Origin of the sequence: Sphingomonas sp. PP-CE-3A-406, assembly GCF_003688625.1 — a bacterium.
Classification (GTDB): Bacteria; Pseudomonadota; Alphaproteobacteria; order Sphingomonadales; family Sphingomonadaceae; genus Sphingomonas.
In genome coordinates this window covers 424,351-449,308 of sequence record NZ_RCWY01000001.1, presented here as the reverse complement: position 1 = coordinate 449,308, position 24,958 = coordinate 424,351, and the positions used below count along the sequence as shown (strand labels likewise).

At 65.4% G+C, this 24,958-nt stretch carries 18 protein-coding genes and 1 tRNA gene; 5 read left to right on the top strand and 14 right to left on the bottom strand.

The genetic code is table 11. From position 1 onward, the window contains the following. Positions 1 to 20: 20 nt before the first annotated feature. The 11 genes from C8J44_RS01785 to C8J44_RS01735 form a co-directional block, all read right to left on the bottom strand. Positions 21 to 620: an ATP-binding cassette domain-containing protein gene (locus tag C8J44_RS01785; RefSeq protein ID WP_121903128.1), complete on the bottom strand. Its 600-nt coding sequence runs from the start codon at positions 618 to 620 to the stop codon at positions 21 to 23. Beyond that, entirely contained in the window at positions 610 to 1,314 is a 705-nt protein-coding gene (gene modB, locus C8J44_RS01780; RefSeq protein ID WP_121903127.1) for a molybdate ABC transporter permease subunit, read from the bottom strand. The genes C8J44_RS01785 and modB overlap by 11 nt, the downstream gene beginning before the upstream one ends. Next, positions 1,315 to 2,070 carry a molybdate ABC transporter substrate-binding protein gene (modA, locus tag C8J44_RS01775; RefSeq protein WP_121903126.1) on the bottom strand — a complete coding sequence of 252 codons (756 nt, stop codon included), beginning with the start codon at positions 2,068 to 2,070 and terminating at the stop codon, positions 1,315 to 1,317. 73 nt (positions 2,071 to 2,143) lie between these two features. Further along, the gene (locus C8J44_RS01770) at positions 2,144 to 5,512 is read right to left on the bottom strand and encodes a polysaccharide deacetylase family protein (protein ID WP_121903125.1); all 3,369 of its coding nucleotides are present in this window, start codon (positions 5,510 to 5,512) and stop codon (positions 2,144 to 2,146) included. A gap of 246 nt (positions 5,513 to 5,758) precedes the next feature. Further along, positions 5,759 to 8,041 carry a TonB-dependent receptor gene (locus C8J44_RS01765; protein ID WP_121903778.1) on the bottom strand — a complete coding sequence of 761 codons (2,283 nt, stop codon included), beginning with the start codon at positions 8,039 to 8,041 and terminating at the stop codon, positions 5,759 to 5,761. 212 nt (positions 8,042 to 8,253) lie between these two features. Beyond that, positions 8,254 to 8,517, bottom strand: coding sequence for a type II toxin-antitoxin system RelE/ParE family toxin (locus C8J44_RS01760; RefSeq protein WP_268795618.1), 264 nt, complete (start codon positions 8,515 to 8,517; stop codon positions 8,254 to 8,256). 5 nt (positions 8,518 to 8,522) lie between these two features. Then, entirely contained in the window at positions 8,523 to 8,711 is a 189-nt protein-coding gene (locus C8J44_RS18910) for a hypothetical protein (RefSeq protein ID WP_121903777.1), read from the bottom strand. Positions 8,712 to 8,853: 142 nt separating this feature from the next. Next, entirely contained in the window at positions 8,854 to 10,674 is a 1,821-nt protein-coding gene (gene lepA / locus C8J44_RS01750; protein ID WP_056049136.1) for a translation elongation factor 4, read from the bottom strand. A gap of 45 nt (positions 10,675 to 10,719) precedes the next feature. Beyond that, positions 10,720 to 11,487: a methyltransferase gene (locus C8J44_RS01745; RefSeq protein WP_147453109.1), complete on the bottom strand. Its 768-nt coding sequence runs from the start codon at positions 11,485 to 11,487 to the stop codon at positions 10,720 to 10,722. Then, positions 11,484 to 12,629 carry an aminopeptidase gene (locus C8J44_RS01740; RefSeq protein ID WP_121903123.1) on the bottom strand — a complete coding sequence of 382 codons (1,146 nt, stop codon included), beginning with the start codon at positions 12,627 to 12,629 and terminating at the stop codon, positions 11,484 to 11,486. The genes C8J44_RS01745 and C8J44_RS01740 overlap by 4 nt, the downstream gene beginning before the upstream one ends. Before the next feature lie 4 nt (positions 12,630 to 12,633). After that, positions 12,634 to 12,918, bottom strand: a complete 285-nt coding sequence (locus C8J44_RS01735; RefSeq protein ID WP_060525441.1) for a hypothetical protein — start codon at positions 12,916 to 12,918, stop codon at positions 12,634 to 12,636. Positions 12,919 to 13,208: 290 nt separating this feature from the next. On the opposite strand from C8J44_RS01735, the gene C8J44_RS01730 reads away from it, so the two are divergent. Together C8J44_RS01730 and C8J44_RS01725 are read left to right on the top strand one after the other, a co-directional pair. Then, positions 13,209 to 13,285: transfer RNA gene (locus C8J44_RS01730), tRNA-Pro, on the top strand. A 186-nt stretch (positions 13,286 to 13,471) separates the two neighbouring features. Next, the gene (locus C8J44_RS01725) at positions 13,472 to 14,767 is read left to right on the top strand and encodes an N-succinylarginine dihydrolase (protein WP_121903776.1); all 1,296 of its coding nucleotides are present in this window, start codon (positions 13,472 to 13,474) and stop codon (positions 14,765 to 14,767) included. A 202-nt stretch (positions 14,768 to 14,969) separates the two neighbouring features. Here the strand turns inward: C8J44_RS01725 and C8J44_RS01720 are convergent, their stop codons facing one another. Further along, positions 14,970 to 15,314 carry a hypothetical protein gene (locus C8J44_RS01720; RefSeq protein ID WP_121903122.1) on the bottom strand — a complete coding sequence of 115 codons (345 nt, stop codon included), beginning with the start codon at positions 15,312 to 15,314 and terminating at the stop codon, positions 14,970 to 14,972. A gap of 151 nt (positions 15,315 to 15,465) precedes the next feature. Between C8J44_RS01720 and C8J44_RS01715 the strand changes: the two genes are divergently transcribed. Together C8J44_RS01715 and C8J44_RS01710 are read left to right on the top strand one after the other, a co-directional pair. Further along, positions 15,466 to 17,613, top strand: a complete 2,148-nt coding sequence (locus C8J44_RS01715; RefSeq protein ID WP_121903121.1) for a TonB-dependent siderophore receptor — start codon at positions 15,466 to 15,468, stop codon at positions 17,611 to 17,613. A gap of 107 nt (positions 17,614 to 17,720) precedes the next feature. Then, positions 17,721 to 18,353 carry a glutathione S-transferase gene (locus tag C8J44_RS01710; protein WP_121903120.1) on the top strand — a complete coding sequence of 211 codons (633 nt, stop codon included), beginning with the start codon at positions 17,721 to 17,723 and terminating at the stop codon, positions 18,351 to 18,353. 42 nt (positions 18,354 to 18,395) lie between these two features. Here C8J44_RS01710 and C8J44_RS01705 read toward each other — a convergent pair whose 3' ends face one another. Together C8J44_RS01705 and C8J44_RS01700 are read right to left on the bottom strand one after the other, a co-directional pair. Beyond that, positions 18,396 to 20,519 (bottom strand): M3 family metallopeptidase, encoded by a 2,124-nt coding sequence (locus tag C8J44_RS01705; protein WP_121903119.1) that lies wholly within the window; start codon positions 20,517 to 20,519, stop codon positions 18,396 to 18,398. Positions 20,520 to 20,667: 148 nt separating this feature from the next. After that, positions 20,668 to 22,347 carry an alkaline phosphatase gene (locus C8J44_RS01700; protein WP_121903118.1) on the bottom strand — a complete coding sequence of 560 codons (1,680 nt, stop codon included), beginning with the start codon at positions 22,345 to 22,347 and terminating at the stop codon, positions 20,668 to 20,670. Between the two features lie 168 nt (positions 22,348 to 22,515). Here C8J44_RS01700 and C8J44_RS01695 point away from each other — a divergent pair, with 168 nt between their 5' ends. Further along, positions 22,516 to 24,912, top strand: coding sequence for a TonB-dependent receptor domain-containing protein (locus C8J44_RS01695; protein WP_121903117.1), 2,397 nt, complete (start codon positions 22,516 to 22,518; stop codon positions 24,910 to 24,912). The last annotated feature ends 46 nt before the right edge of the window (positions 24,913 to 24,958 follow it).

The following is a 24,958-nucleotide window of genomic DNA, read 5'->3' as shown; positions in this document are numbered from 1 at the left end:
CGCCTCGGCGGGGGAACACGCTACATCCGCACGACCCGGTTTCCGATCCGCTCGGCTTCCTCGGGGTCGTGCGTGACCATCAGGATCGGCAGCTTGAGCACGTCGCGGACATGTTCGATCGCCAGCATGATCTCCTCACGGCGGGCGCGATCGAGCGACGACAACGGCTCGTCGAGCAACAGGAACCGCGGCTGGCTGAGCAGCGCGCGACCGATCGCAACCCGCTGCGCCTCGCCGCCCGACAGCGTGCGGGGCCAGCGTTCGAGCAGATGGCCGATGCCGAGAAAGCCGATGATGTCCTCGAACCGCTCGGCCTCGCCGCGTACGCCATAGAGCAGGTTCGCGCGGACGCGCATGTGCGGGAACAGCCGCGCTTCCTGGAAGACATAGCCGGCGCGGCGGCGTTCTGGGGGCACGTCGGTGCCGTCGCCGAACAGCGTCTCGCCGTCGATCGCGATCCGCCCGCGATCGGGCCGGAGCAGTCCGGCAACCATGTTCAGGACGCTCGACTTGCCGACGCCCGAGGGGCCGAACAGCACGGTCGCGCCCTCGCCTGCGTCGAGCGTCAGCGATATTTGCGTATCGCCGAGCCGCTTCTCGACGTCGATCTCAAAGGACATGGAGCCCCCGTCCCGCGCGCCGCGTCAGCAGTTCCGAGGCGATCAGCGCAACGAGCGACAAGCCTACGGACACGCATGACAATCGCCACACCATCGCGTCCGCCCCCGGCTGTTGCAACGCGGAGTAGATCGCCAGCGGCAAGGTCTGCGTTTCGCCCGGGACGTTGGACACGAAGGTGATCGTCGCGCCGAACTCGCCGATCGATCGCGCGAAGCCGAGCACCGCGCCGGCCAGCACGCCGGGGATGCTGAGCGGCAGCGTCAGCGTCCAGAACACACGCCAGGGCCCCGCGCCCAGCGTCCGCGCGGCATTCTCCAGCCGCCGGTCGACCGCCTCGATCGAGATCCGCATCGCGCGCACCATCAGCGGCAACGCCATCACCCCCGCCGCGATCGCCGCGCCGGTCCAGCGGAACAGCACGGTGATCCCGAACCAGTCCTGCAACCACCCACCGATCGGCCCATTGGGCCCGAACGCGAGCAGCAACAGCCACCCGGTCACCACCGGCGGCACCACCAGCGGCAGATGGATCGCCGCATCGACGATGACCTTGCCCGGGAAGCGGACGCGCGCGAGCAGCCAGGCCAACGCGAAAGCGACCGGCAGGGTCACCAGCATCGCGACGCCGCCAACCTTCAGCGACAGCGCGACGATCCCCCATTCGGCCGCCCCCCATTCGACTGCATCGAGCATCTAGCGCGCGGAGAACCCGTAGCGCACGAAGATCGCCTTGCCCTCGCGCGAAACGAGGAATCGCCGGAACGCCTCGGCATCGGGATTGGTCGACGCCTTCAGTCGCGCGACCGGGTAGGTGATCGCGGGATGCGTGTTTTCGGGAAAGACGCCCGCGATGCGGACCTTGGCAGACGCCTTCGCATCGGTCGCATAGACGATCCCGAGCGGTGCCGCGCCCCGCTCGACCAGTGCCAGCGTCGCCCGAACATTCTCAGCGCGCACCACCTTCGGCGAGACCTGCGCCCAAACGCCGAGCTTCTCCAGCGATGCCTGCCCATATTTACCCGCGGGCACCGCTGTGTCCGCCATCGCCAGCGGTCCGCCGGTCAGCACCCGCGCGAGCGCGGCGGGCGGACGGACCGGGATGCGAACCGTGCTGCTCGCTGGCGCCGCGACCACGAGCCGGTTGCCGAGGAACGTCACGCGGGTCGATGCGACGATCAGGTTCCTCTTCGCGAGCTCGTTCATCCAGTCTTCGTCGGCCGAGACGAAGAGATCGGCGGGCGCACCGGATTCGACTTGCCGGGCAAGAGCGGACGAGGCGGCGAACGAGATAGTCGGCTTGACATGGCCTTTCTTGGCCCACGCATCGGCCGCGGCGGTCAGCGATTCCTGCAGCGATGCGGCCGCCAGCACGAGCGGCGGACGCTGCGCATACGCGGTGCCGTTCGCAAGGCCCACCGGGATTGCCAGTGCCGCCATCAGATACCGCATACAGAGACCCCATAATTTCGACCGGCGAATGCCAGCAGACACGGTAACGTCGCGCGCGGCAATGCGTTGCGCGTTAGTTCGCCGTGACCCGCCCGGTTCGCGCCAGCTTGCCCCAACCGACCAAGGGCCCACGCAATGCTTGCGCGATCGCCTTCAGCACGACGTAATACATCACCTGACGATAGCCGATCCGCTGCGGGATCAGCAGCCACAGCAGCCGCCAGCGTTCCTTCCGCTCCAGCGCGAACGCGATCGTCGCGGCGAGCAGGTCGATCGCGGTGAAGATCAGCCAATAGGCGAGCATCGTATAGACGTCATGGCTGGTCTGCTCCCAGCCATGCGCCTGCACCGACAGATAGGTCGAAGCGAAGCTTACCAACAGCGCGAGGTCGATGATCGGCGAGATCGACGCGAGGATGATCTGGAACACGATCGCCTGCGGCAAGCCTACCCAGCCGAGCCCGCGCGGCTGCGACCGGCCGATCGCCGAGCGGTGCTTGTAGAGGCACTGCAATGTCCCGAACGCCCAGCGGAACCGCTGTTTGGCGAGCGCGCGCATCGTCTCGGGCGCCTCGGTCCAGGCGATCGCGAACTGGTCGTACTGGACGGTCCAGCCATGCCGCTGGATCGCGATCGTGAGATCCTGGTCCTCGGCGAGCGTATCGTCGGGATAGCCGCCGACGCTCCGGATCGCCTCGAGCCGCCACGCGCCGACCGCGCCCGGCACGACGGTCATCGCGTTCAACCGTGCAAGCGCGCGCCGCTCGAGATTCTGCGCGGTGATGTATTCGAGCGCCTGCCATTTGGTGATCAGGTTGACGCGGTTGCCGACCTTCGCGTTACCCGCGACCGCGCCCAGTTCGGGATCGACGAACCAGCGCGCGAGGCGGGCGATCGTCATCGGTTCGAACTGCGTATCGGCGTCGAGCGCGATCACGATCTCGCCCCGCGCGAGTTCGAGCCCACGATTCAGCGCGCGCGCCTTGCCACCATTCTCCAGCGTCAGCAGACGGACACGGTCGTCGCCGGCGAATGCCTCGGCGACGACGCGACTGGTGCCGTCGCTCGACCCGTCATCGATCACGATCACCTCGATCGCGACGTCCTTCGACGCCAGCACGCCCTCCACGGCGCGCACGATCACGCGCTCCTCGTTGAACGCGGGGATCATCACCGTCACGAACCGCGACGGATCGATCGCAGGGAACACCGTCTTCAGCTCGCGCCGCGCCTGGATCAGCGCGAGCGCCGAAAGTGCCAAAGCGCGCAAAATGCCGATCGTGATCGCGATCCCGAAGATCCAGCGGAGCGCGACGACGATGCCGCCGAGCGTGCTGAACAGCGCGAGGTCGGCGACAGCGGCGACGCGGTCGCTCGACGAGATCACCGGCATCGACTGGTTGCGCGACAGCCCGGCAAGCGTTGACACGGGAACGAAGCTGTAGCCCATCGCCCGCAGCCGCTCGATGATGATCGGCAGCGCTGCGACGGTCTCGGCGCGGTTACCGCCGGCGTCGTGGAGCAGGATGATGTTGCCGCTGCGCTCGGGATTGCCCGCCTCAACGCCGGCGATGGTCCGGTCGATGATCGCCTGCACGCCGGGGCGCTTCCAGTCGTCGGGATCGACGTGGAGGCCGACCGAGATATAGCCACGCTTCTGTGCTTCGAGCGCAGGCAGGATTTCGTCCGCGGTGCTCGGCTCGGCATCGCCGAAATAGGGCGCGCGGAACAGCCGCAATGAGCGCCCGGTGAACGCCTGGAACAGCCGCTGCGTGGTGTTCAGCTCGTATTTCACCTGCCGCTGCGAGACGTTGGCGAGATTAGGGTGCGTATAGGTGTGACTGCCGATCTCATGGCCTTCGTTGACCATGCGCTCGAGCAGCGGGCGCTCGGTCAGCGCATTCTCGCCGATCACGAAGAACGTCGCGGGCGCATGCTCGCGCTTGAGGACGTCGAGGATTTGCGGCGTCCATTCGGGATCGGGCCCGTCGTCGAAGGTCAGCGCGAGTTGTTTCGGACGATAGCCGGTTCGGACCACGACATAGGGCGACGGCATGCGCGTGAAGACGACGTCGGCGATCGTGCCGTCTTTCGCCGGCACCGCATCGCGAATGCCGGTAACCGGCTCGGCGGCGATCTTGAGGATTTCGCCGCTGCCCTCGATATCGACATTAGTGCCGGCCGGCATCTTGTCGATCGAATCGGGGATCGGCAGCTTGCGATGGTCGCGACCCCAGATCGACCAAAGTCCGGGATCCTCCGACCCGAGACGCCAGAGCGCCACGCTGCCGAGGCCAGCCTTTTGCAGGAATGCGATCTGGTTGTACGCCGACGCCGCATCGAGCAGCCAGACCTGGTGCTTCACGCCACCCTCGGAATAGGCGAAGCTGCTGTTGCCGCTGGCCTTGTCGAAGGTCGGCACCGTGCCCGAGTCCGCCGCGTTCTGCCACGCTTCCTCGACGTCGAGCGCATCGCCGTTGCCGGCATCGGCGCCTGCGTGCCAGTCATAGGCATAGGAGCCGATCGCCACGACCAGCTTGGCGGGGGGGATGCCACGGGCCGCATCGGCCACCATGTGCGCGAACCAGCGCTGCGACGCGATCGGGCCCGGCGCGCCGCTCGTTTCGTGCTCGTCATACGCCATCAGGAAGATCTTGTCGGTCACCTTGGCATAGGCGGGCAGGTTCCAGTCCGGGTTGGCGACCGGCGCGGCGATCGCGACCACCCAGCCGCGGCTCGCGAATCGCGCACGCGTCTCGGCGAGGAACGCGCGGTAGTTGGGCTGTGCCGACGCGGGCAGATCCTCGAAATCGTAGAACACGCCGCCGGCGCGGTTGGCGGCAAGGAACGGCACGAGCTTGTCGAGGAAGGCCGCGCGTGCCTTCGGATCGGCGAACAACGCGGCGCTGCCGGCACCGTCCCAGTTCCCGTCGACCGCGTTCTGCACCATCGGCAGGATCACCGGCCGATGGACCGCCTTGTTGAGAATATCGCGCCCGGCCTGATCGCGGAACACGGTGATGTGGTGATCCTTGCCGGTGATCGAGACCCAGCCGGGGATCAGCCAGTCGAGCTGTTCGACATGCCGCGCGAGGCTGGCGGTGCTCGCCTCGTCCCACGGCGCGTGAAAGGCGATCGCAAGCGCAGGGTTGGCGCCGTTGCCGACACCCGGCTTGGCCGCGCTCGTCCCGAACAGTTGCTTGGCGTAGTAATTCAGGTCGCGCCGCGTCTCGCGAAGGATGCCACCGCGCGGCGCGGGCAGTTTGTGGAGCGCGGGGTGCTCGGGCTCGATCGGCAGCAGCGGCGCGGTGGGCACCGCACCGATCGAAACGGCGAACATCGCGATCGATAGCAGCAGCAGCGCGACGAACGCTGCGACGCCAAAGGTGAACCGCCGCCGACGACGGCCGCTTGCATCATAGAAGACAGGATTGAGCGACATGAGGGGGAGTATCAACCGACGGAAGGGAAACGGCAAATTTCTATTTTAGGCCGCTACAGCGCGGTTCCGGCGGACGCTGCTGAAAAATCCGTCACGCTGCGGTGGGATGAACCCGGAATCGCTGCAACCCCTCCCGCACGCGGGACGGGACCGAGGGGTGGGCACCCGGCTTGAACCAACGTTGCGTCCGGTGATGACGCGAGCCCACCCCCTACCCCTCCCGCATGCGGGAGGGGAGAAGTCAGATCAACGAAACTTGCCGCTGAGCGATACGCCGATGATCCGCGGCTCGTTGAACACCGCCGCCATGTAGTTCTCGATCACGCCCTTGAGGTTCTTCTCGCCGGTGATGTTGCGCGCGAATACCGCCAGTTCGTATGCGTCGTCGGGCGCGGCATAGCCGATCTTCAGGCCACCCTCGAAGTTGCCATTCGCGGTGAACTCCTTGGTCTTGTACAGCACGAACTGCGTATAGCCCTGGATGTTGAAGTCGCCTGCGATGAACGCGCGACCGCCATTGCCGAGCGGCTGGTCGTAGCGAGCGTTGAGGTCGACGTTGTACTCGGGCGCATTCGGCAGCGGGTTGCCATTGATCTGCGCGAACGTGTTGGCGCCGACCTTGATCGTCGGATCCTCGACCGTGCAGACCACCACGCCGTTCAGGATGCAGACCTGCGCGTAGACGTTCTTGTCGCGGATCTTGCTGTGCAGCAGGCTGAGCCCAGCGCCGAGCGTCAGGTTCGGTACCGGCTTCCAGTTCGCCTCTGCTTCCATGCCATACGCATCGGCCTTGTCGGCGTTGAACAGCACGCCGTTGCCGTTCACATCGTTGCCGTTAAGCTGGATGTCCTTGACGCGGTAGGCGAAGACCGTGGCGTTCAGGCTCAGCGTGTTATTCAGCAGGCGGCTCTTGACGCCACCCTCCCACGACAGGATCGTCTCGGACTTGGCAGTCGTGAAGTCGGAGTTGAACACCGCCGAGCGGCCCTGGATCGTCGGCCCGCGGAAGCCTTCGGCAACGCGCGTGTAGACGCTGACGTCGGCGCTCGCCTGGTACAACAGGCTCGCGTCCCAGCTTGGCTTGGTCGCCTTCAACGTCACGTCGCGGCGGCCGCGATACGTTACGCTACCATCGGCTTGGTCCGCCGTCTTCAGAAGCTGCGTGCGCTTCTTGTCCTCGGTGACGCGACCGCCAACGGTAAGCGTCAGCTTGTCGACCAGCTCATAGCTGACCTGACCGAAGCCCGCCCAGGACGTGTTGACGTCGTGCAGGCGGACCCAGTTGTTGGGATTGCGTGCGGCCGTCGTCAGGAAAAACCCGCGCTGATAGAAGTCGGTGATGTCGCGCGTGTCGAAATACAAGCCACCGACCTGCCAATTGAACCGACCGCCGGGGGTGCCCGCGAGCCGGACTTCCTGCGACCACTGATCGAGGTCGCGGATCTGGCCCTGCGACTGGCCGAAGCCGTTTGCGACGCCGCCGACCGGGAAGTTCGCACCGGCACCGCCATCGGTGTCGCCACGGCTGAACCCCGAGGTCGTCTCGTACGCAGTGATCGAGGTCAGCGCGGCGGGACCGAAGTCGTAGGTCGCGCGGGCTGAGCCGCCATAGGTGTTGTAGCTCTGCGGGTTGTCGTTCCCCTCGTCGTACGAGACCACGTTGCGTGGCTCGGCCGACACATCGTTCGAACCCTTCTTGAGCGCACCGCGGTGGAACAGCGTCGAGGTGCCGTCATACCAGCGTGCATGGCCCGACAGGTCCAGCGTGAAGCGGTCGCCCGGGGTCAGTGCCAACTGCACGCGCACGTTGCGATCGTCGAAGCCGCCCATCGCGTCCTTGCGCGGCGTCGCGGTGTTGTCGGCACTGACACCGGCAAACCGGTTGTCGACATAATTCTCGCGGTGCTGGATCAAAGTCGACAGGCGGATCGCCAGCAGGTCCTTGATAAGCGGGCCACCGACACCGGCGTCCAGGCTGACGCTGTTGTACGACCCGACCGACGCCGACGCGCGGCTGTCGAAGTCGTTGGTCGGCTTGTTGGTGTCGAACTTGATGATGCCGGCGGTGGTGTTGCGACCGAACAACGAGCCCTGCGGACCGCGAAGCACTTCGACCTGACGGACGTCGAACACCGGGTTCGACTTCAGCACGACATGCTCCAGGATCACGTCGTCCTGGATGATCGTGACCGGCTGCGAGGCACCGAGGTAGAAATCGATATTGCCGAGACCGCGAATGTAGAAACGCGGGAAGATGCGGCCGGTGGTCGATTCGACGTACAGGCCGGGGACGCGGCCCGACAGCGCGAGCAACGTGTCGTCGCCGCCAGCGGTGTAGGCGCGCAGGGCATCGCCCGACGCGACGCCGACCGACAGCGGCACCTTCTGGAGGTTTTCCGAACGACGCTCCGCAGTAACGACGATATCGCCGAGACCGTCCGCCGGAGCAGCCTGCTCCTGGACGGGCGCCGCATCCTGCGCGAACGCCGCCGAACCAGCCAGCACCGACCCAAACGCGACGCTAAGCATCAGCGCCGACTTAACGACCGAAATCTTCAAAATTCTATTCCCCAATAATGCGGTGCCGTCCCTGACGACCGACCGCACATCCCAAGATACAACGTCGCGGCTTGTCTTCGACCGCCCTCCCCGGACGGCTCGACGACGCCTCGCGACGCTCACTCCCCGATCCGGCGGTTAGGCGGGGATTGTGTTGGTATGATGACAGTTGGTTACGGAGATCACGGGTAATCCCGGCGCGCATGCACGACGTTGACGATCTCGATCATGCCCGGCACGACTCGATAGATGAGAAGATAGTTGGGGTGCACGACAGCTTCGCGCGTACCGTCAGCCCTGCCTGGTCGGTACATGAATGGGTGATCGGCAAGACGGTCAGCGCATGCCGCGATCGATGTCGACAGCCGCTCGGCTGCGTCCCTATTCCGATCGGCGACATAATCGAGAATCGTAGTGGCATCTTCGACCGCTTCAGGGCGCCAGATCAGCTTCAGCGATCTCCGCCTGATCGATCGGTGGAGGCTAAAACTGATCTCATTGCGGCGACGGCATCTTCGTGTGAAATGGATGGACGAGGATCTGCCAACGACCGCGCGACCTTTTCGCGTAGCCAACGATCATAAGCTTCTGCCGAGATCGAGGACCCGGACTCGAAGGGTTTGGATGAGACTTGTGCCATCACGCGAGCCTACGCCTATCGCTGCCGAATGCAACGTAGCCGCGCCGCGGCAAAGCCGCGTCGTCGGACGACACGACCGAAGGCAAGCTCGGCCGGTCGCCGTCCGGCTCGACGCTTATCCTCGTCCAAGCAGAGCCTGGCCTCAGGCGTCGTCGCCCATTCTCAGCGCGGCAATAAATGCCTCCTGCGGGATGCTCACCGAACCATATTCGCGCATCTTCAGCTTGCCCTTCTTCTGCTTCTCCAGAAGCTTCTTCTTGCGGCTAGCGTCGCCACCATAGCATTTCGCGGTCACGTCCTTGCGCATCGCACTGATCGTCTCGCGCGCGATGACCTTGCCGCCGATCGCCGCCTGGATCGGGATCTTGAACAGATGGCGCGGGATCAGCTCCTTCAAACGCTCGACCATGCCGCGGCCGCGCACTTCGGCGGTGCCGCGGTGGACGATCATGCTGAGCGCGTCGACCGGCTCCTCGTTGACGAGGATACCCATCTTGACGAGGTCGCCCTCGCGGTAGCCGATCTGGTGATAATCGAAGCTCGCATAGCCCTTCGACATCGACTTCAGCCGATCGTAGAAGTCGAACACCACTTCGTTCAGCGGCAGTTCGTAGGTCGCCTGCGCGCGGCCGCCGACATAGGTCAGGTTCTTCTGGATGCCGCGGCGGTCCTGGCAGAGCTTGAGCACGCTGCCGAGATACTCGTCGGGGACGTAGATGGTCGCCTCGATCCACGGCTCGCTGATCGTCGCGATCTTGTTCGGCTCGGGCATGTCGGCGGGGTTGTGCAGCTCGATATGCGTCGTGCCGGATGGATCGGGATGGGTCAGCTCGATCTCGTATACGACGGACGGCGCGGTGGTGATCAGGTCCAGATCATATTCGCGCGTCAGCCGCTCCTGGATGATCTCCAGATGCAGCAGCCCGAGGAAGCCGCAGCGGAAGCCGAAGCCCAGTGCGGCCGACGTCTCCATCTCGAACGAGAAGCTCGCATCGTTGAGCCGCAGCTTCGAGATGCTCTCGCGCAGCTTCTCGAACTCGGCGGCATCGACCGGGAACATTCCGCAGAACACGACCGGCTGGACTTCCTTGAAGCCCGCGAGGGCCTCCAATGCAGGCCGTTTGGCATCGGTGATCGTGTCGCCGACGCGAGTCTGCGCGACTTCTTTGATCTGCGCGGTGATAAAGCCCATCTCGCCGGTGCCGAGCTCGGTCAGCTGCTCGATCTTGGGGCGGAAACAGCCGACCCGGTCGACCAGATGCATCGTCCCGGTCTGCATGAACTTGATCTGCTGGCCCTTTTTCAGGACGCCATCGATCACGCGGACAAGGATGACGACGCCGAGATACGGATCGTACCAGCTGTCGACCAGCATCGCCTTCAGCGGCGCCTCGGGATCGCCGCTGGGCGGCGGGATCTTGGTGACGATCGCCTCGAGGATCTCGACGATGCCGATCCCGGACTTCGCCGACGCGAGCACCGCCTCGGACGCGTCGATGCCGATCACGTCCTCGATTTCCTTGCGCACCTTCTCGGGTTCGGCGGCAGGCAGATCGATCTTGTTGATCACCGGCACGATCTCGTGGTCGTGCTCGATCGACTGGTACACGTTCGCCAAGGTCTGCGCCTCGACGCCCTGCGCGGCATCGACCACCAGCAGCGCGCCTTCGCACGCGGCCAGGCTACGGCTCACCTCATAGGCGAAGTCGACATGCCCCGGCGTGTCCATCAGGTTTAGGACGTAATCGAGGCCGTCCTTGGCGTGATACGCGAGGCGCACGGTCTGCGCCTTGATCGTGATCCCGCGTTCCTTCTCGATATCCATGTTGTCGAGCACCTGCTCGGACATTTCGCGCGCGGTCAGGCCACCAGTTTCCTGGATCAGCCGGTCGGCGAGCGTCGACTTGCCATGGTCGATATGGGCGATGATGGAAAAATTGCGGATGCGGTCGAGCGGAGTCATGGCGCGCTCCTAGCAGCGACGCCGCGCGGGGGATAGACGGCCGACCTAAAGCTTGCGCGCAATGAGATGATAGCAGCGCGCGACCTGCCGATACGGGTCCAGCCGGCCCGCCAGCCATTCGGCGCGCAACACGTCCTCGGGATCGTCCGCCAAGATCGGACCAGCGTGGTGATCGGTAAAGATGCCGATGCCCGACCATTCGACGATCCCGGCGCCCGCCTCGCTCAGCAGCCCCTCGACCGTCTCGCGTGGGTGATTGCGGCTCGCAGCGTATGGACCATGTGCGTCGCTGCCCGTCTCCAGCGCGATGCGCGCCTCGGCCCACCGCTGCGCCAGCCCGGATCGCATTGCCGCCGCCGCCGGGTTGATCGCGACGATCGACACGAGCCCGCCCGTCTTGCACAGCGCGACCGCAGTGCGGGCCAGCGGCGCGGGATCGTCCTCGTACATCAGCACGCTATGGCAGCAGACGAGATCGGCCACCTCGGCCTGGTCCGCCGCCATCGTCGCACCATCCGCGCAGATCAGCCGTACCCGATCGCGGATCGCGCTCGGGCCGCGCGCCAGCCGCTGCTCGCCGAGCGCGATCATCTGCGGGTCGATATCCTGGACCACGACCTCATGCCCCGCCATCGCCAGCCGAACCGCCAGCGCCGCGTCGCCACCGCCGAGATCGACCACACGCAACGGCCGCTCGGGCGACACCGCAGTCAGCGTACGCAGCGTCAGTTCGAGCGGAATGCTGGTGCCCTCATGCCCGCCCGGCTGCACGAACGCGTCGACGATGTCTGGCGCTGCGGTCCAGTAGTTCATGCCGCGACCAGTGGCGCAGGGCACGGCGTCAGCACACCGTCCGACAACAACCCGCAGCAATCGCTGTCCTCGATCTGCAACGTGTCGGGCGAAAACACGTCTTCGTCGCGCGTGTTTTCGGGATGCGGTGCGTCCGACGGCAGCAGATGCTCGAGATCGATGACATCACCGCTCCCGTCGACCTCGACGATCCCGCCGCGCGCGATAAGGTCGAGGTGGATCGCGCATTGATAGCCGACCACTCCGGGATCCTGGTTGTGCTGGCCGAGCCCCAGATGCACGCCCGGCCGACGCTCGTTGATGTGCGAGTTCATCGCGATCGGCTCGCCGATACCGAAGTTCGTGCCGAAACCAAGCTCGCCGACATTATAGGCGCAATGCGTGGTCAATGCGGAATCCAGGAACCGCATCGTCCGGGCGTCCTCGCAGCGATGCGCTACGACCCGCCCGCCTTCGATCTCGATCGTTACCGGAAAGGTCTCCAGCCGCACGTCGTCTTCGGTGATCGCGTTCACGTTATAGGCGAAGTCCGCGACGTGAATGCCCGAAATCTGCGCGGGGAACGTCGCAACCTCGCCCGCCGGCAGGATCACCGTGCCACCCTCGCGCGCACGGCCGCGGTTGCTGATCCAGCGGTGCCTGGCATCGAGCGTAACCTCCAGATCGGTGCCGCCCCGTGTCGTGATCCGCAGGTGCGACGCGCGCGTCAACCGTTCGAGGATAGCGACGTTGCGTCGCGAGAGTTCGTCGGGAGTCGCGAGCAGGGCATCTGCGAACAGGCTGTCGCTGGCGCTGATCGAGCGGAATATCCGCAGGCGCTCCGGCGGATATATCGCCAACGCGCGGGTCAGCGCGCCGGTATGCGAAAAGGTATCGCGTTCGAACGACAACAGGATCAGCCGCCCCGCGAACGCATCGACCGCGGGCAAGGCCGCAATGAGCCTCTCCTCGAAGGTCTCGTCGACGAGCGGCGCCATCCACACGCGTATCGAGGGGACGGCGCGCATCTCGAGCGCGGCGCAGACGAGGGCGGCGGACCGTTGGCTATCGCTGGTATACAGGATAACCGCCGTGTCGCCGCCGGCGATCCGGACATAGGCGTCCAGCAGGGACTGAACCCCGCGCCAGATCTTCCCGTCCATCGCCCTAGTTCTTCTGTTCGATACCGCGCTCGGTCAGCGTCGGCTTCGAGGTGCTGTAGCTGATCGTCCATGCGACCTCGTCGAGCGTGCGGATGCGCGTCCCGCCGTCGAGCGTTGCGGCCGCGGTGCTGTACGAAATCGTCCAGGCCGCATCGCCGCCCTTGCCGAGGTCGATCACATGCGTGCTGAGGTCGCCGATCCGGAACACCTGCTCGCTGCTTTTCACTTCGCGCAGCACCTGCGCCGAAACGCGGGCGACGATGTCGTTGATTTCCTGTTCGCTAGGCATGTCTGCTCTCCTGGAGTTTCGAGAAAACGCGGCGGCTGTTTCGTATCGGCAATCCGCGTTCCAACGACGCTGCGCTCTTGCGATAACCCGGACAATCGCCGCACAATCCGTTTCGGCGGCAAAACGAGTTGCCCATATGCGGGCTTGATCCAGGTTACCGGCCGGCCCCGATAAAAGAACCGCCATCCCGGTGCAGCTTTCCGCCGCGAGCTCTTTCAATCGATCGTACGCAGGATATTTGTCTTGAACGTTCGGGATGTCGCGGCTAGGGCGCTCACCGGCAATGTTGTCGGGGCGTGGCGCAGTCTGGTAGCGCACTGGTCTCGGGGTCCAGGGGTCGTAGGTTCGAATCCTATCGCCCCGACCATTGCCGATTTTTCGGGGTTCAGCCCCGCTTTCCCCGAACATTATGCATCCTACGCTGCGATCTCCGACGTCGCGGGCCCGGCTGTGACGCTTGCATAAATCGCCTGATTTCTCAGCCCCCCGGCTGGCCTGATCGCAGTCCGACGCGCTACTATTCAGTCATATGACGCGGACAGCACGGGAAAGGATTGTCGTGATCGAGGTCAATTTCGACGGGCTGGTCGGGCCGACGCACAATTATGCGGGTCTCTCGATCGGCAATCTGGCTTCGGCGAACAATGCGGGCGCGGTCTCGGCGCCTCGGCTTGCCGCGCTCCAAGGCGTCGCGAAGATGCGGCGGTTGCTTGCGTTGGGGTTCAGGCAGGGCCTCTTTCTCCCACACGTCCGCCCGAATATCGACTGGCTCCGCGCGCTGGGCTTTGTCGGCAGCGATGCCGAGGTGCTTGCCTCGGCCTGGAACGCCGACCGCGCCCTTGTCGCGAACGCCTTCTCCGCGTCGGCGATGTGGACCGCGAATGCCGGGACGGTATCGCCCGCCCCTGATACCGCCGACGGGCTCTGCCATATCTCGGTGGCGAACCTGTCGACCATGCCGCACCGCGCGAGCGAGTGCGGGCAGACCGAGCGTCAGTTGCGGCTCGCGTTCGGCGACGCGCGCTTCTTCCGAATTCATTCCCCCGTTCCTGCGGCGTTCGGCGACGAGGGCGCGGCGAACTTCATGCGGATCGTGCCGCAAGCGGGCGGCAGCGGCGTCGAGATCTTCGTCTATGGCGAGGGGCACGTTGGCGGCTTCCCGTCCCGCCAGTCACGCACCGCAAGCGAAGCGGTCGCGCGTCGCCACGGCCTCGACCCCGCGCGCACGCTGATGGTCCGGCAAAGCGACGCTGCGATCGCAGCCGGTGCATTCCACAACGACGTCGTAGCGGTCGCCAACGGGCACGTTCTCTTCACGCACGAGCACGCCTTCGCCGACCCTCGGGCGTTCTATAGCGACTTACGACGGCTCGTGCCGGACGTGGTGATCCTCGCCGTCCCCGCCGACCGGGTAAGCCTCAAGTCCGCGATCGGAAGCTATCTGTTCAACTCGCAGCTCGTCACCGCGCCTGACGGTACGATGACCCTGGTGCTTCCCGCCGAAGCGCGGGAGGATGCTGCGGTATGGACGTGGCTAACCGAGCAAGTCGCGGATGGCGGTCCGATCCGCCGGCTCGAAGTCGTCGACGTCCGGGAATCGATGCGCAACGGCGGCGGCCCCGCCTGCCTGCGGTTGCGCGTCCAGGTCGGCGAGGACGCACTCGCCTCGATCGATCCCCGGTTCCTGCTGGACGATACGATCTGCACCCGGATCGAAGACGTCGTCGCCCGCGAATGGCCGGAGGCGATCGGCTTTGATGACCTCGGCGATCCGCGACTTTGGGAACGCTGCACGCGCGCGCGCGCCACGCTAACCCGAGCGCTTGGCTTCGGCCCCGACGAAGTCTGAGCATTACTAGGGAGAAGCGCCCCGCCCGTCCGTGCGACACTCTCGTATCCGGGCGGGGCGCCGTGGACGCTTCATCGATCGACGCGCGTCTCTGTGGGCAAGCTAACACGGCCGACGCCGTTGAAAACTTCCGTTCGTCAAGTTTGGCGGTCGTCCATCCCGATTATTGCCCGGTATGCCGATGATCCGCTGGACCCTGACCTTAAGAGGCACCGGTCGCGACGGGAAGCTTGACCTTGCGGAGCGAGGCGATCACCTGCCGCGCACCCGTCGGTGCCACCTGAACGAATAGCTCGAACAATGCCTCGTCGGTGAACTGCTCGATGTCGGTGCCAAGCGGCAAGGCGATGGCCTGCCGGCTGCGCGCGCCGGGTTGCGCTTCGATCACGATCGTCCGCCAGGCCATCCCGACCGGCGGTTCGCCGCCGATGTCGCTGAATTCGCCCGGGATCATGTTACGGAGGCGCAACCGACGGTCCGGGTTCCTGGCAAACCACGCACCGTCGCCCGCCGCAGCGATCTGCACCGCTATCGTCTGTCCATTCATGCCGCTTCCTCACATCGACCGTATCGCCGATCATAGCGACCCGGTGTTGCCGCACCAGCACAGATGCAAGCGAGAAAATCCCAAGATCCAACTTCCTATTGATAATAGTTATCATAAACATTAGCGCGGCGGTTCTCGATAAGGAAACCTCATGACACGTCGTCGCTTCGGCACCGCCCTTCTGCTTGGTTCTACGCTCGCCGCATTGCCGGTGCAGGCGCAAGTCCGCACCGAGGACGGCGAAACCGGCGCCATCGTCGTGACGGGGCAGCATGCGCGTGGTCAGGCATCTTCGGGTACGAAGACGGACACGCCGCTCGCCGAGACGCCGCAGTCGATCAGCGTCATCACCGCCGACGACATCGCCGGGCGTAGTCTGCAGAATCTCAACCAGGCGCTGCGCTTCGTCACCGGCGTCACGCCGGAAACGCGCGGCTCGAGCGGCGAGGTCTACGACCAGTTCAAGCTGCGGGGGTTCGACGCGCCGGTCTATCTCGACGGGCTGAAGCAATTCGCCAGCGCGTCCGGCTACGCGTCACCACAGATCGACGTCTCGCGGCTCGATCGGATCGAGGTCATCAAGGGCCCCGCTTCGGTGCTCTACGGCCAGTCGAGCCCGGGCGGGCTCGTCGCGGAGTCGAGCAAGCTGCCGCTCGACCAGGCGTTGTACGGCGCGATCGGCGGTACCTACGGCAGTTACGATCTCTACCGCATCGATGCCGATGTCGGCGGCCGTGCCGGTGCGGGCGTCCTTTGGCGGATCAACGGCAGCGCGAACGGTGCCGACACGCAGCAGAAATTCGGCAAGCGCGAGCGCCAGACGATCTCGGGCGCGGTGACCGCCGGCGCGGGCAGCTCGACCAGCTTCACGCTGCTCGGTGCCTATTCACACGATCCGTACAACGGCGATTACGGTGTGTTCCCGGCCAGCGGCACGCTGATAGCCAACCCCAACGGCAAGCTGCCGACCAGCTTCGACGGTGGTGAAGCGGGCAACCGGTTCAGCCGCGAACAGGCCGCGCTCACCTACATCTTTCGCCACGACTTCGGCGGCGGCTGGGCGTTCCGCTCGTCGGGACGGTATCAATACGTGAAGTCGAACCTCGGCCTTATCTATACCGCCGGCGCCCTCGATGCGACCGACCCGACCCAGCAGACCTATAGCCGCGCCTCCTATGCGACCCGCGAGCAGCTCAACAACTGGACGTTCGACAACCAGCTCACCGGCACGGTGCAGACCGGTCCGGTCGAGCACACGCTGTTGTTCGGGGCCGATCGGCAGGTTGCGCATTCGGCGGAAGTCGGCGCGTTCGGCACCGCGCCGTCGCTGAATGGGTTCGCCCCCGTCTATGGCACGGTGGTGGTACCGACCACGCCGGAAGCGATCGGCGGCCAATTCACGATCGACGCGCGCCAGCGCCAGCAGGGCCTCTACGCGCAGGACCAGATGGCGCTTGGCGACCTTCGCGTCGTCTTGAGCGGACGCCAGGATTGGGCCCGCGCGCAGCAGATCGGCGCTGCGGCAAAGAACGATGAGAAGTTTACCTATCGCGCCGCCGCGCTCTACACGCTGCCCTTCGGTCTGGCGCCGTATGTCAGCTATGCGACGTCGTTCGAGCAACAGGCCGGCACCGTGCTGCGTCCCGATGGCAGTTTCGGCATCGCCGATCCGTCGCTCGGCAAACAGCTCGAGGCCGGTGCCAAGTTCACCGTGCCCGGCACGCCGATCCTGCTGTCCGGCGCGTGGTTCCGGATCGATCAGACCAACGTGCTGACCTCGACGCCGACGTTCTCGGTCTCGACGCAGACCGGCAAGGTTCGTTCGCAGGGCGTCGAGTTCGAGGGTACGGCGCCCCTGCCCTATGGGTTCGACGCGCGCGTCGCCTATAGCCGCCAGCGCGTGAAGGTCACGCAGGACCTGAACGATCCGTCGCGTGTCGGTCGTGGGCTCGAGACGGTCGGGCGTGGCGGCACGACGCTCGCGCTGAACTGGTCCCCGCCCGAGGGTGGCCTTGCCGGGCTGACGATCGGCGGGACACTGCGCCATGTCGACCAAGTCTATGCTGGCGTCACGCCGGGCGAAACCGTCGGGCGCAACAGCCCGTCCTACACCGTGTACGACGCGCTGATCCGCTATGACCTGGCGAAGTTCGCCCCCTCGCTCCGCGGCCTGAGCCTGGCGGTCAACGGCGCCAACATCTTCGACAAGAAGTATCTGACGTCGTGCTTCGCCAACTACAACTGGTGCTGGTACGGCAACCGCCGCACCGTTCAGGCGACGATCGGCTACCGCTTCTGATGCGGTAACGACGAGACATCCCGGCCGATCGACATTCGGTCATCGGTCGGGAGCGACCAAGCTGTCGGAGTGACGACGTCAGCGTAGCGATCCGGTATAGTCGCCCGATGCTGCCGATCCTCTACAGTTTCCGACGATGCCCCTATGCGATGCGGGCGCGGCTTGCGATCATGGTGTGTGCGCGCGGTGTCGAACTGCGTGAGGTCGTCTTGCGCGCGAAGCCGCCCGCAATGCTCGCAGTGTCAGCCAAGGGTACGGTACCGGTGCTGGTCCTGCCGGACGGGTCGGTGATCGACGAGAGCCTCGGGATCATGCTATGGGCGTTCGTCTCCGGCCCCGTCGCGGGGGATGGCGAGACTGATCCGGATGCGTTGATCGCCACGAATGACGGCGCGTTCAAATATCACCTCGATCGGTACAAATATGCCGACCGCTATGGGGTGAACCCTCTGGAACATCGCGCCGACGCCACGGACATTCTCGCCAACCTCGACCAACGGCTGCGCGTTGCCGATCACCTCGGACGCGACGCGCTGTCCCTCGTCGATCTGGCGATCATGCCGTTCGTTCGCCAGTTCGCGGAAACCGATCGATCGTATTTCAACGGTTTGCCGATGCCGGGTTTGCACGTCTGGCTGACGCGGCATCTGTCGTCGCGGCTCTTCGAACGGATCATGGTCCGCCCTCCGCCGTGGCAGGACGGCGATCCGCCAACGATCTTTCCGGATGGCGCCTACTGAGCAGCGATCGTCGTCGATCGCCGCTCAGGGTTCATCACCGCGTCATTTCGCCGAAGCGGCAAGCCCACGGTCTTCGAGCATCGGGCCGATATCCGGGTTGTTGCCGTAGAACGCCTTGAACATCGGACCGTAATCTTCGGTATGGCCCTTCGACAGGATCATGTCGCGGAAGCGCTGGCCGTTCGCACGCGTCAGCCCGCCATGCGCCATGAACCACGCATACGCGTCGTTATCGAGCATCTGCGTCCACAGATACGCGTAATAGCCCGCCGCATAGCCACCCGCCCAGATGTGCGCGAAGTAGCTGGTGCGGTAGCGCGGCGGCACGTCCTTCGTGTCGAGCCCCATCGAGTTCAGCGCCTTGGTCTCGAACGCATCGACATCCTGCGGCCCGGCCGACGCCGGCAGCGAATGCCAATCCTGATCTAGCGTCGCAGCGGCCACCAGCTCGCCCAGTTCATACCCCTGATTGAACTTCGCCGCATTCTTGATCTTCGTGACGAGCGCCTGCGGCATCACCGCGCCGGTGCGGTAATCCTTGGCATAGTTCGCGAAGACCTTGGGATCGAGCGCCCAATGCTCGTTGAACTGCGACGGGAACTCGACCCAGTCGCGCGCGGTGTTGGTGCCCGAGACAAGCGGATAGGTCTGGTTCGCGAACAGGCCGTGCAGCGCATGGCCGAACTCGTGGAACATCGTTGTGACATCGTCGAACGTGATCAGCGCAGGCTGGCCCGGCGCAGGCTTGGTGAAGTTGCCGACGTTATAGACGACCGGCTTGGTTTTCAGCAGCTTCGACTGGCCGACGAAGTTCGACATCCACGCGCCGCCCGCCTTGTTGTCGCGCTTCCAGTAATCGAAATACATCAGGCCGAGTTCGGAGCCGTCCTTGTCGAACACCGTGAAGACGCGGATGTCCGGCTGGTAGGTCGGGATGTCGCGGCGTTCCTTGAAGGTGACGCCGTAGAGCTGGTTGGCGGCGAAGAACACGCCGTCGGTCAGCACGCGGCTGATCTCGAAATACGGCTTCAGCTCGTTCTGGTCGAGGTCGTACTTGGCTTTGCGCACCTTGTCCGAATAGAAATCCCAGTCCGACGGCGCGAGCGGGAAGGATGCGCCGGTCGCGTTTATGGTTTTCTGCAACTCGGCCGCCTCGCGACGCTGTTCCGCAGCGGTCGCGGGGACGAGCTGCGTCATGAAGCCCTTCGCCGCGGCCGGGGTCTTCGCCATCTGGTCGTACAGCGAATAGGCGGCATAGTTCGGATAGCCGAGCAACTGCGCCTTCTGCGCACGCAACTGCGCGATCTTCTGGATCAGCGCGCGCGTGTCGTTGGCGTCACCCTTCTCCGAGCGCGTCCAGCTCTTGTCGAACAGCGCCGCGCGGGTCGCGCGATCGGAGAGCGAGGCGAGCGCGGGCTGCTGCGTCGTGTTCTGAAGCGACAGGACGTATTTGCCGGGCATCCCCCGCTCCTTCGCGCCCTCCGCGGCTGCGGCGATCTCCGCATCGCTCAGCCCGGCGAGCTTGGCCTTGTCGTCGACCACCAGCGCACCCGCCTTGGTGCCGGCGAGCAGCTTCTGCTGGAAGTCGGTCGTTGCGGTCGAGATCTGCGTGTTGAGCAATCGCAGCTTCGCCTTGTCGGCATCGTTCAACTGCGCGCCGGCGTGGAGGAAGTCGCTGTGGTAGATCTCGAGGACCTGCTTCTGCTCGGCATCAAGACCGAGCGAGTCCTTCTTCGCGTACAGCGCCTGGACGCGCGCGAAGAGCTTCGGATCGAGATAGATCGCGTCACTGTGCTGCGCGAGCTTGGGCGCCTCGGCGGACCGTACCGCGTCGAGCGCATCGTTGGTGTTCGCCTGCGACACGCCGAAGAACGCCTGGCTAGCGCGGTCGAGCGTCCGGCCCGAGCGCTCCATCGCCTCGATCGTGTTCGCGAAGGTCGGTGCCGCGGGGTTATTCGCGATCGCCTTCATCTCGACGATCTGTTCCGCCATGCCCTGCTCGAGCGCGGGCTGGTAATCGGTGTCCTTGATTTGGTCGAAGCGCGGCGCCTGGAACGGCAACGTGCTGGGGACGGTCAGCGGATTGACGCGCGCCGCATGAACGGGCGCTAGCCCCGCGAAACAGCAGAGGATGGCGGCGGAACGAAGCAAAGTGGAACGCGGCATCGGTGTCTCACAAAGACAGGAGTGATGACGCGCTTCTTGCATGGAGTGTCAGGGCGTTACAATGTCTCGTTTGGTCCGCGCCCACGAACGCAGGGCCCATGATACGGCATCGGCGATGCCGCCCCGCGGGCCCTGAACAGCTTGTCCGTTAGACGATCTTTTCGAGCGGCTGGTTCGGGCGATCGGCATAGGCACGGAAGCGCGCCGCGCTGCCCTGCGTGTAGGGCTTGGCGAACACCGTCGACACCGTCACCGAATCGCCGGTCGCATGCTCCGGCGTCAGCGTCAGCAGCGTGAAGCCCTTCAGATCCTGGTCGCAGAACCGGACTTCGCCCTTGTTGGCGTCGGCGATCAGCGTGCCGATGCCGGGCAGCAGCGAGCCGTAGGACGGGCTGGTGATCGCGGTGCAGCCGAACTCGGCGGCGACCAGCTTGCCCGATGCGTCGTGCAGGTCGTTCGCCCATGCCGCGTGGCTGTCGCCCGACAGCACGATCGGCCGCGACTTGGCGCGCTTGAACGCTGCATAGAGTCGCTCGCGTGCAGGCGGATAGCCGTCCCAGCTGTCGAACCCGAACGGCAGGCCGGCACGGTACGAGGCGATGCTCGCCGTCAGCCGCTCGCGCCACATCGCCGGCAGCTTCGCCATCGTCTCGGCGAATTTCACCGGTCCGAGCTGACGTTCCATGTCGGGGCCGGCGACCTTGGCCATGACCACCTGGTTGCCGAGCACCTGCCACGGCTTGCCCGCCGCGACCGAGGTCGCCATCGTCTTCTCGACCCACGCCAGCTGCGCCGGGCCGAGCAGTTCGCGATCGGTCCGCGCGCGCTCGGCCAGCATCGGCGCATATTCGGCCTGCGTGATCTCCTCGCCCTTGGACACTACCTGATGGCTGCGCGCGAGCAGCCGGGTCTCGACCATCACCAGCGTCGCGAGATCGCCGAACTCGAAGCTGCGGTTGATCGCCGCCCAGGGCTGGCCGGGCTTGGGATCGCGGATCGGCATCCATTCGAAATACGCCTGCATCGCTGCTGCCTTGCGCGCGTCCCAGTCGCCTTCGGTCTTGGGATCGTGGTTCTCGGCGCCGTGCATCCAGTCGTCGTTGGCGACCTCGTGATCGTCCCACACGCAGATGAACGCGGCGCGCGCGTGCGCGGCCTGCATGTCGGCGTCGCGCTTCACCTGCGCATGGCGCATGCGGTAGTCGGCGAGGCTTAGGATCTCGTGGCGGGGCTCGACCAGGCGGCCGATCTTCTTGGCGATGTCCGCGCCGTACCCGTCGACGCTATATTCGTAGATATAGTCGCCAAGGTGCAACACCGTGTCGACCCGGTCGAGCTTGGCGATCGCGTCATAGGCGTTGAACAGGCCGCCCGCGTAGAGCTGGCACGAGACGACCGCCATAACGACGTCGGCGACCTTGCCCTTGGGCAGCGTGCGGAACCGACCGACCGGCGAGCGCGTGCCGTCCGCCGCGTCGAACCAGTAGCGGTATTCGCGGCCCGGCTGGAGCCCGGTCGCCTCGACCTTGGCGGTGAAGTCGCGGGCGGCACGCGCCCTGACGCTGCCCGAGCGGAGCGGCTTGCCGTTCTCGGTTTCGGCGACGTGCCACGTCAGCGCGATGTCGCCGGCCTGGCCCGCCTCGACCGGGGTGGCGCGGGTCCACAGGATGGCTCCGTCGAGCGAAGGATCGCCGCTCGCCACGGCGTGATCGAAGCGGAGCTTGGCTGCGCCCGCTGCGTGCGTCGCGGCCGAGGGCAGCGCGAGCGTCGCACCCGAACCGGCGAGTTTCAGCGCAGTCTTCAAAGCATCGCGGCGGTTGATCGTCATTGAACAGGGCTTTCGTTATTAGGCACCGCCGCGGTAGGCGCACTCCGCTACACTCCGGTGGCAACCCTGTGACAGTGCCGTGACTGGACTGTCATCTTGCTTTCATGAAGACGCCGTTTAACCGTCACGTTCCCTGCCTAGTGCCGATGCACGAACACGGGGGACACAATGACACGCATCTTTACGCGGCTCGCGCTTGCGACGCTCGCCACGACCTGCTCGACCGCGGCACTGGCCCAGGCGACAACGGAGCCCGGCACGGAAGCCACGGCTTCCACCACCCCGAACGACGAGATCGTCGTCACCGCGCAGAAGCGCGAACAGCGGATCGCCGACGTTCCCGTCACCGTCACCGCGATCACCGGCGCGAAGATGGCGTCGATCGGCGTCAATTCGCTGAGCGAGGTCGCGGCGTATATTCCGGGCCTGCAGATCCAGGAGCAGAGCGCGAACAATCCGGGCTTCGTGATCCGCGGCATCACCTCCGACAACGGCTCGTCACAGCAGGGCGCGCGCGTCACGCTGTATTACAACGGCATCGACATCAGCCGGTCGCGCGGTGCGTATCAGGACCTGTTCGATCTCGAGCGGATCGAGGTCGTGAAGGGCCCGCAAGCGACGCTGTTCGGCACCGCCGCGGCAGTCGGCGCGATCAGCGTCATCTCGGCGAAACCGCAGCCCGGCGTTTCGGGCGCGATCAACGGATCGTACGGCAATTTCAACCGGACGCAGGTGTCGGGCTTCCTCAACGCCGGCAACGACGTCCTCGCCGGGCGGATCGCGTTCGCCTACAAATACCGCGACGGCTATGTCCGCAACATCGCTGGCGATCCGAAGGTCCCGAATCAGAACCAGGGGGGCGTCGACCAGGACGATCTGAACGGCCAGGACCAGCGTGGCCTGCGCGGCTCGCTGCGCTATCGCCCGAGCGACAGCATCACCGCCGATCTCGTCCTGACCTATGACGGCCAGCGCAACCCCGGCACTGCGTTCAAGAGCCGGGCGCACGCCCCGACAGGCGGGCAGACCGGCGACTATGGCTACGCCGAACTCTCGGGTTCCCCGTACAGCGCAGCGGCGCTCGGCGCACGCAAGCTCGGCCTCGACCGGAACGTCTACGATGCCAACCTGACGATCACCGCGGACCTTTCGCCGGGGATCACGTTCACGACGGTCAACGGGTATCGCCGGTTCGACGCTCTCGAAGTGTTCGACGCAGACGGTGGCCCGGCCGCGTATCTCGAATTCGCCGAGGATGCCAAGGGCGACCAGTGGAGCCATGAGAGCCGCTTCGCCTTCGAAGGCCCGAAATACCGCGCCTCGGTCGGCTGGAACGCGTTCTTCGAAAACGGCTTCCAGCGCGTCCCGTTCGCGACCGAAGAGGGCACGTACCTAGCTTGCTCGGTCGCGGCCGCCTACGCGCCGATTCGCACGGCGCTCAACGGTGCAGGCATCGCCACAGGGACGTCCTGCGTCGCACCGAACGGTACGATCCCGGCCACGCGGGCGACCGCGGCGCTCACCGGTGGCCGTGCAACCGCAATACCTTACGCCGCAGAGTTCACGAACTATGGCAGGAACAACACCTACTCGGTGTTCGCCGATGCGACCTATATCCCGGTCCCCGCGCTCGAACTGACCGCAGGCGCGCGCATCCTGATCGAGGACCGCCAGTCGGGCTATTCGTCGATCCAGCCGAACTCGGTGATCCTGGCAGCGCTGAACATCCGGACCAGCCTGCTTGGAACGGCGAACACCAACGGCAACAAGTTCGTTGCCGAGAAGAGCTTCACCGCGATCCTGCCGCGCTTCAATGCGCTGCTGAAGCTCAACGACGACGTCAATATCTATGCCACGATCAGCAAGGGTCGCCGCTCGCCGGTAGTCCAGCTCGCAGCGCAGAACACCGCGTTCGGGGTCGGTCCGAACCTGCAGGTCGTGCCGCAGGAGAATGTCTGGAACTACGAGGGCGGCATCAAGGGGCGGGTCGGACCGTTCACCGGCGCGGCGTCGGTGTTCTACCAGACCTATGACGGCTTCCAGGTTTCGATCACCAACAACGGCGTCACCACCACCCAAAGCGCCGGATCGGCCAAGAACCTCGGCGTCGAGCTCGAAGGCAATCTGAAGCTCGCCTCGTATCTCTCTGCCTTCGCGACATTTGCCTATATCGATGGCGGCATTGGCGACGAGGCGGCGAACGGCGTGTTCGCGGGCAATCGCTTCCGTCTTCAGCCGGAGACGACCGCATCGGGCGGCCTGATGCTGCGGCTGCCGGTTGGTGGTGCGACGCTCTATGCGACGCCGAGCATCAACTACCGGACCAAGGTGTTCTTCGAGCTGCCGAACAGCCAGGCGGTCAGCACGCCGGGCTATACGCTCGTCAACGCGCGCGCCGGGCTGGAGTTCGCACAAGGCCGCTACAGCGTCGGCGGGTTCGTCCGCAACGCGACCAACAAGCGCTATCTGATCGACGCCGGCAACACCGGCGGGGGCTTCGGCATCCCGACCTACATCGCCGGCGAACCGCGCTTCTACGGCATCGAACTGGGCGCGAAGTTCTGATCCGCCACTAGCCGCGACCGCACCGACCATTCATCCCCGGGGGGAC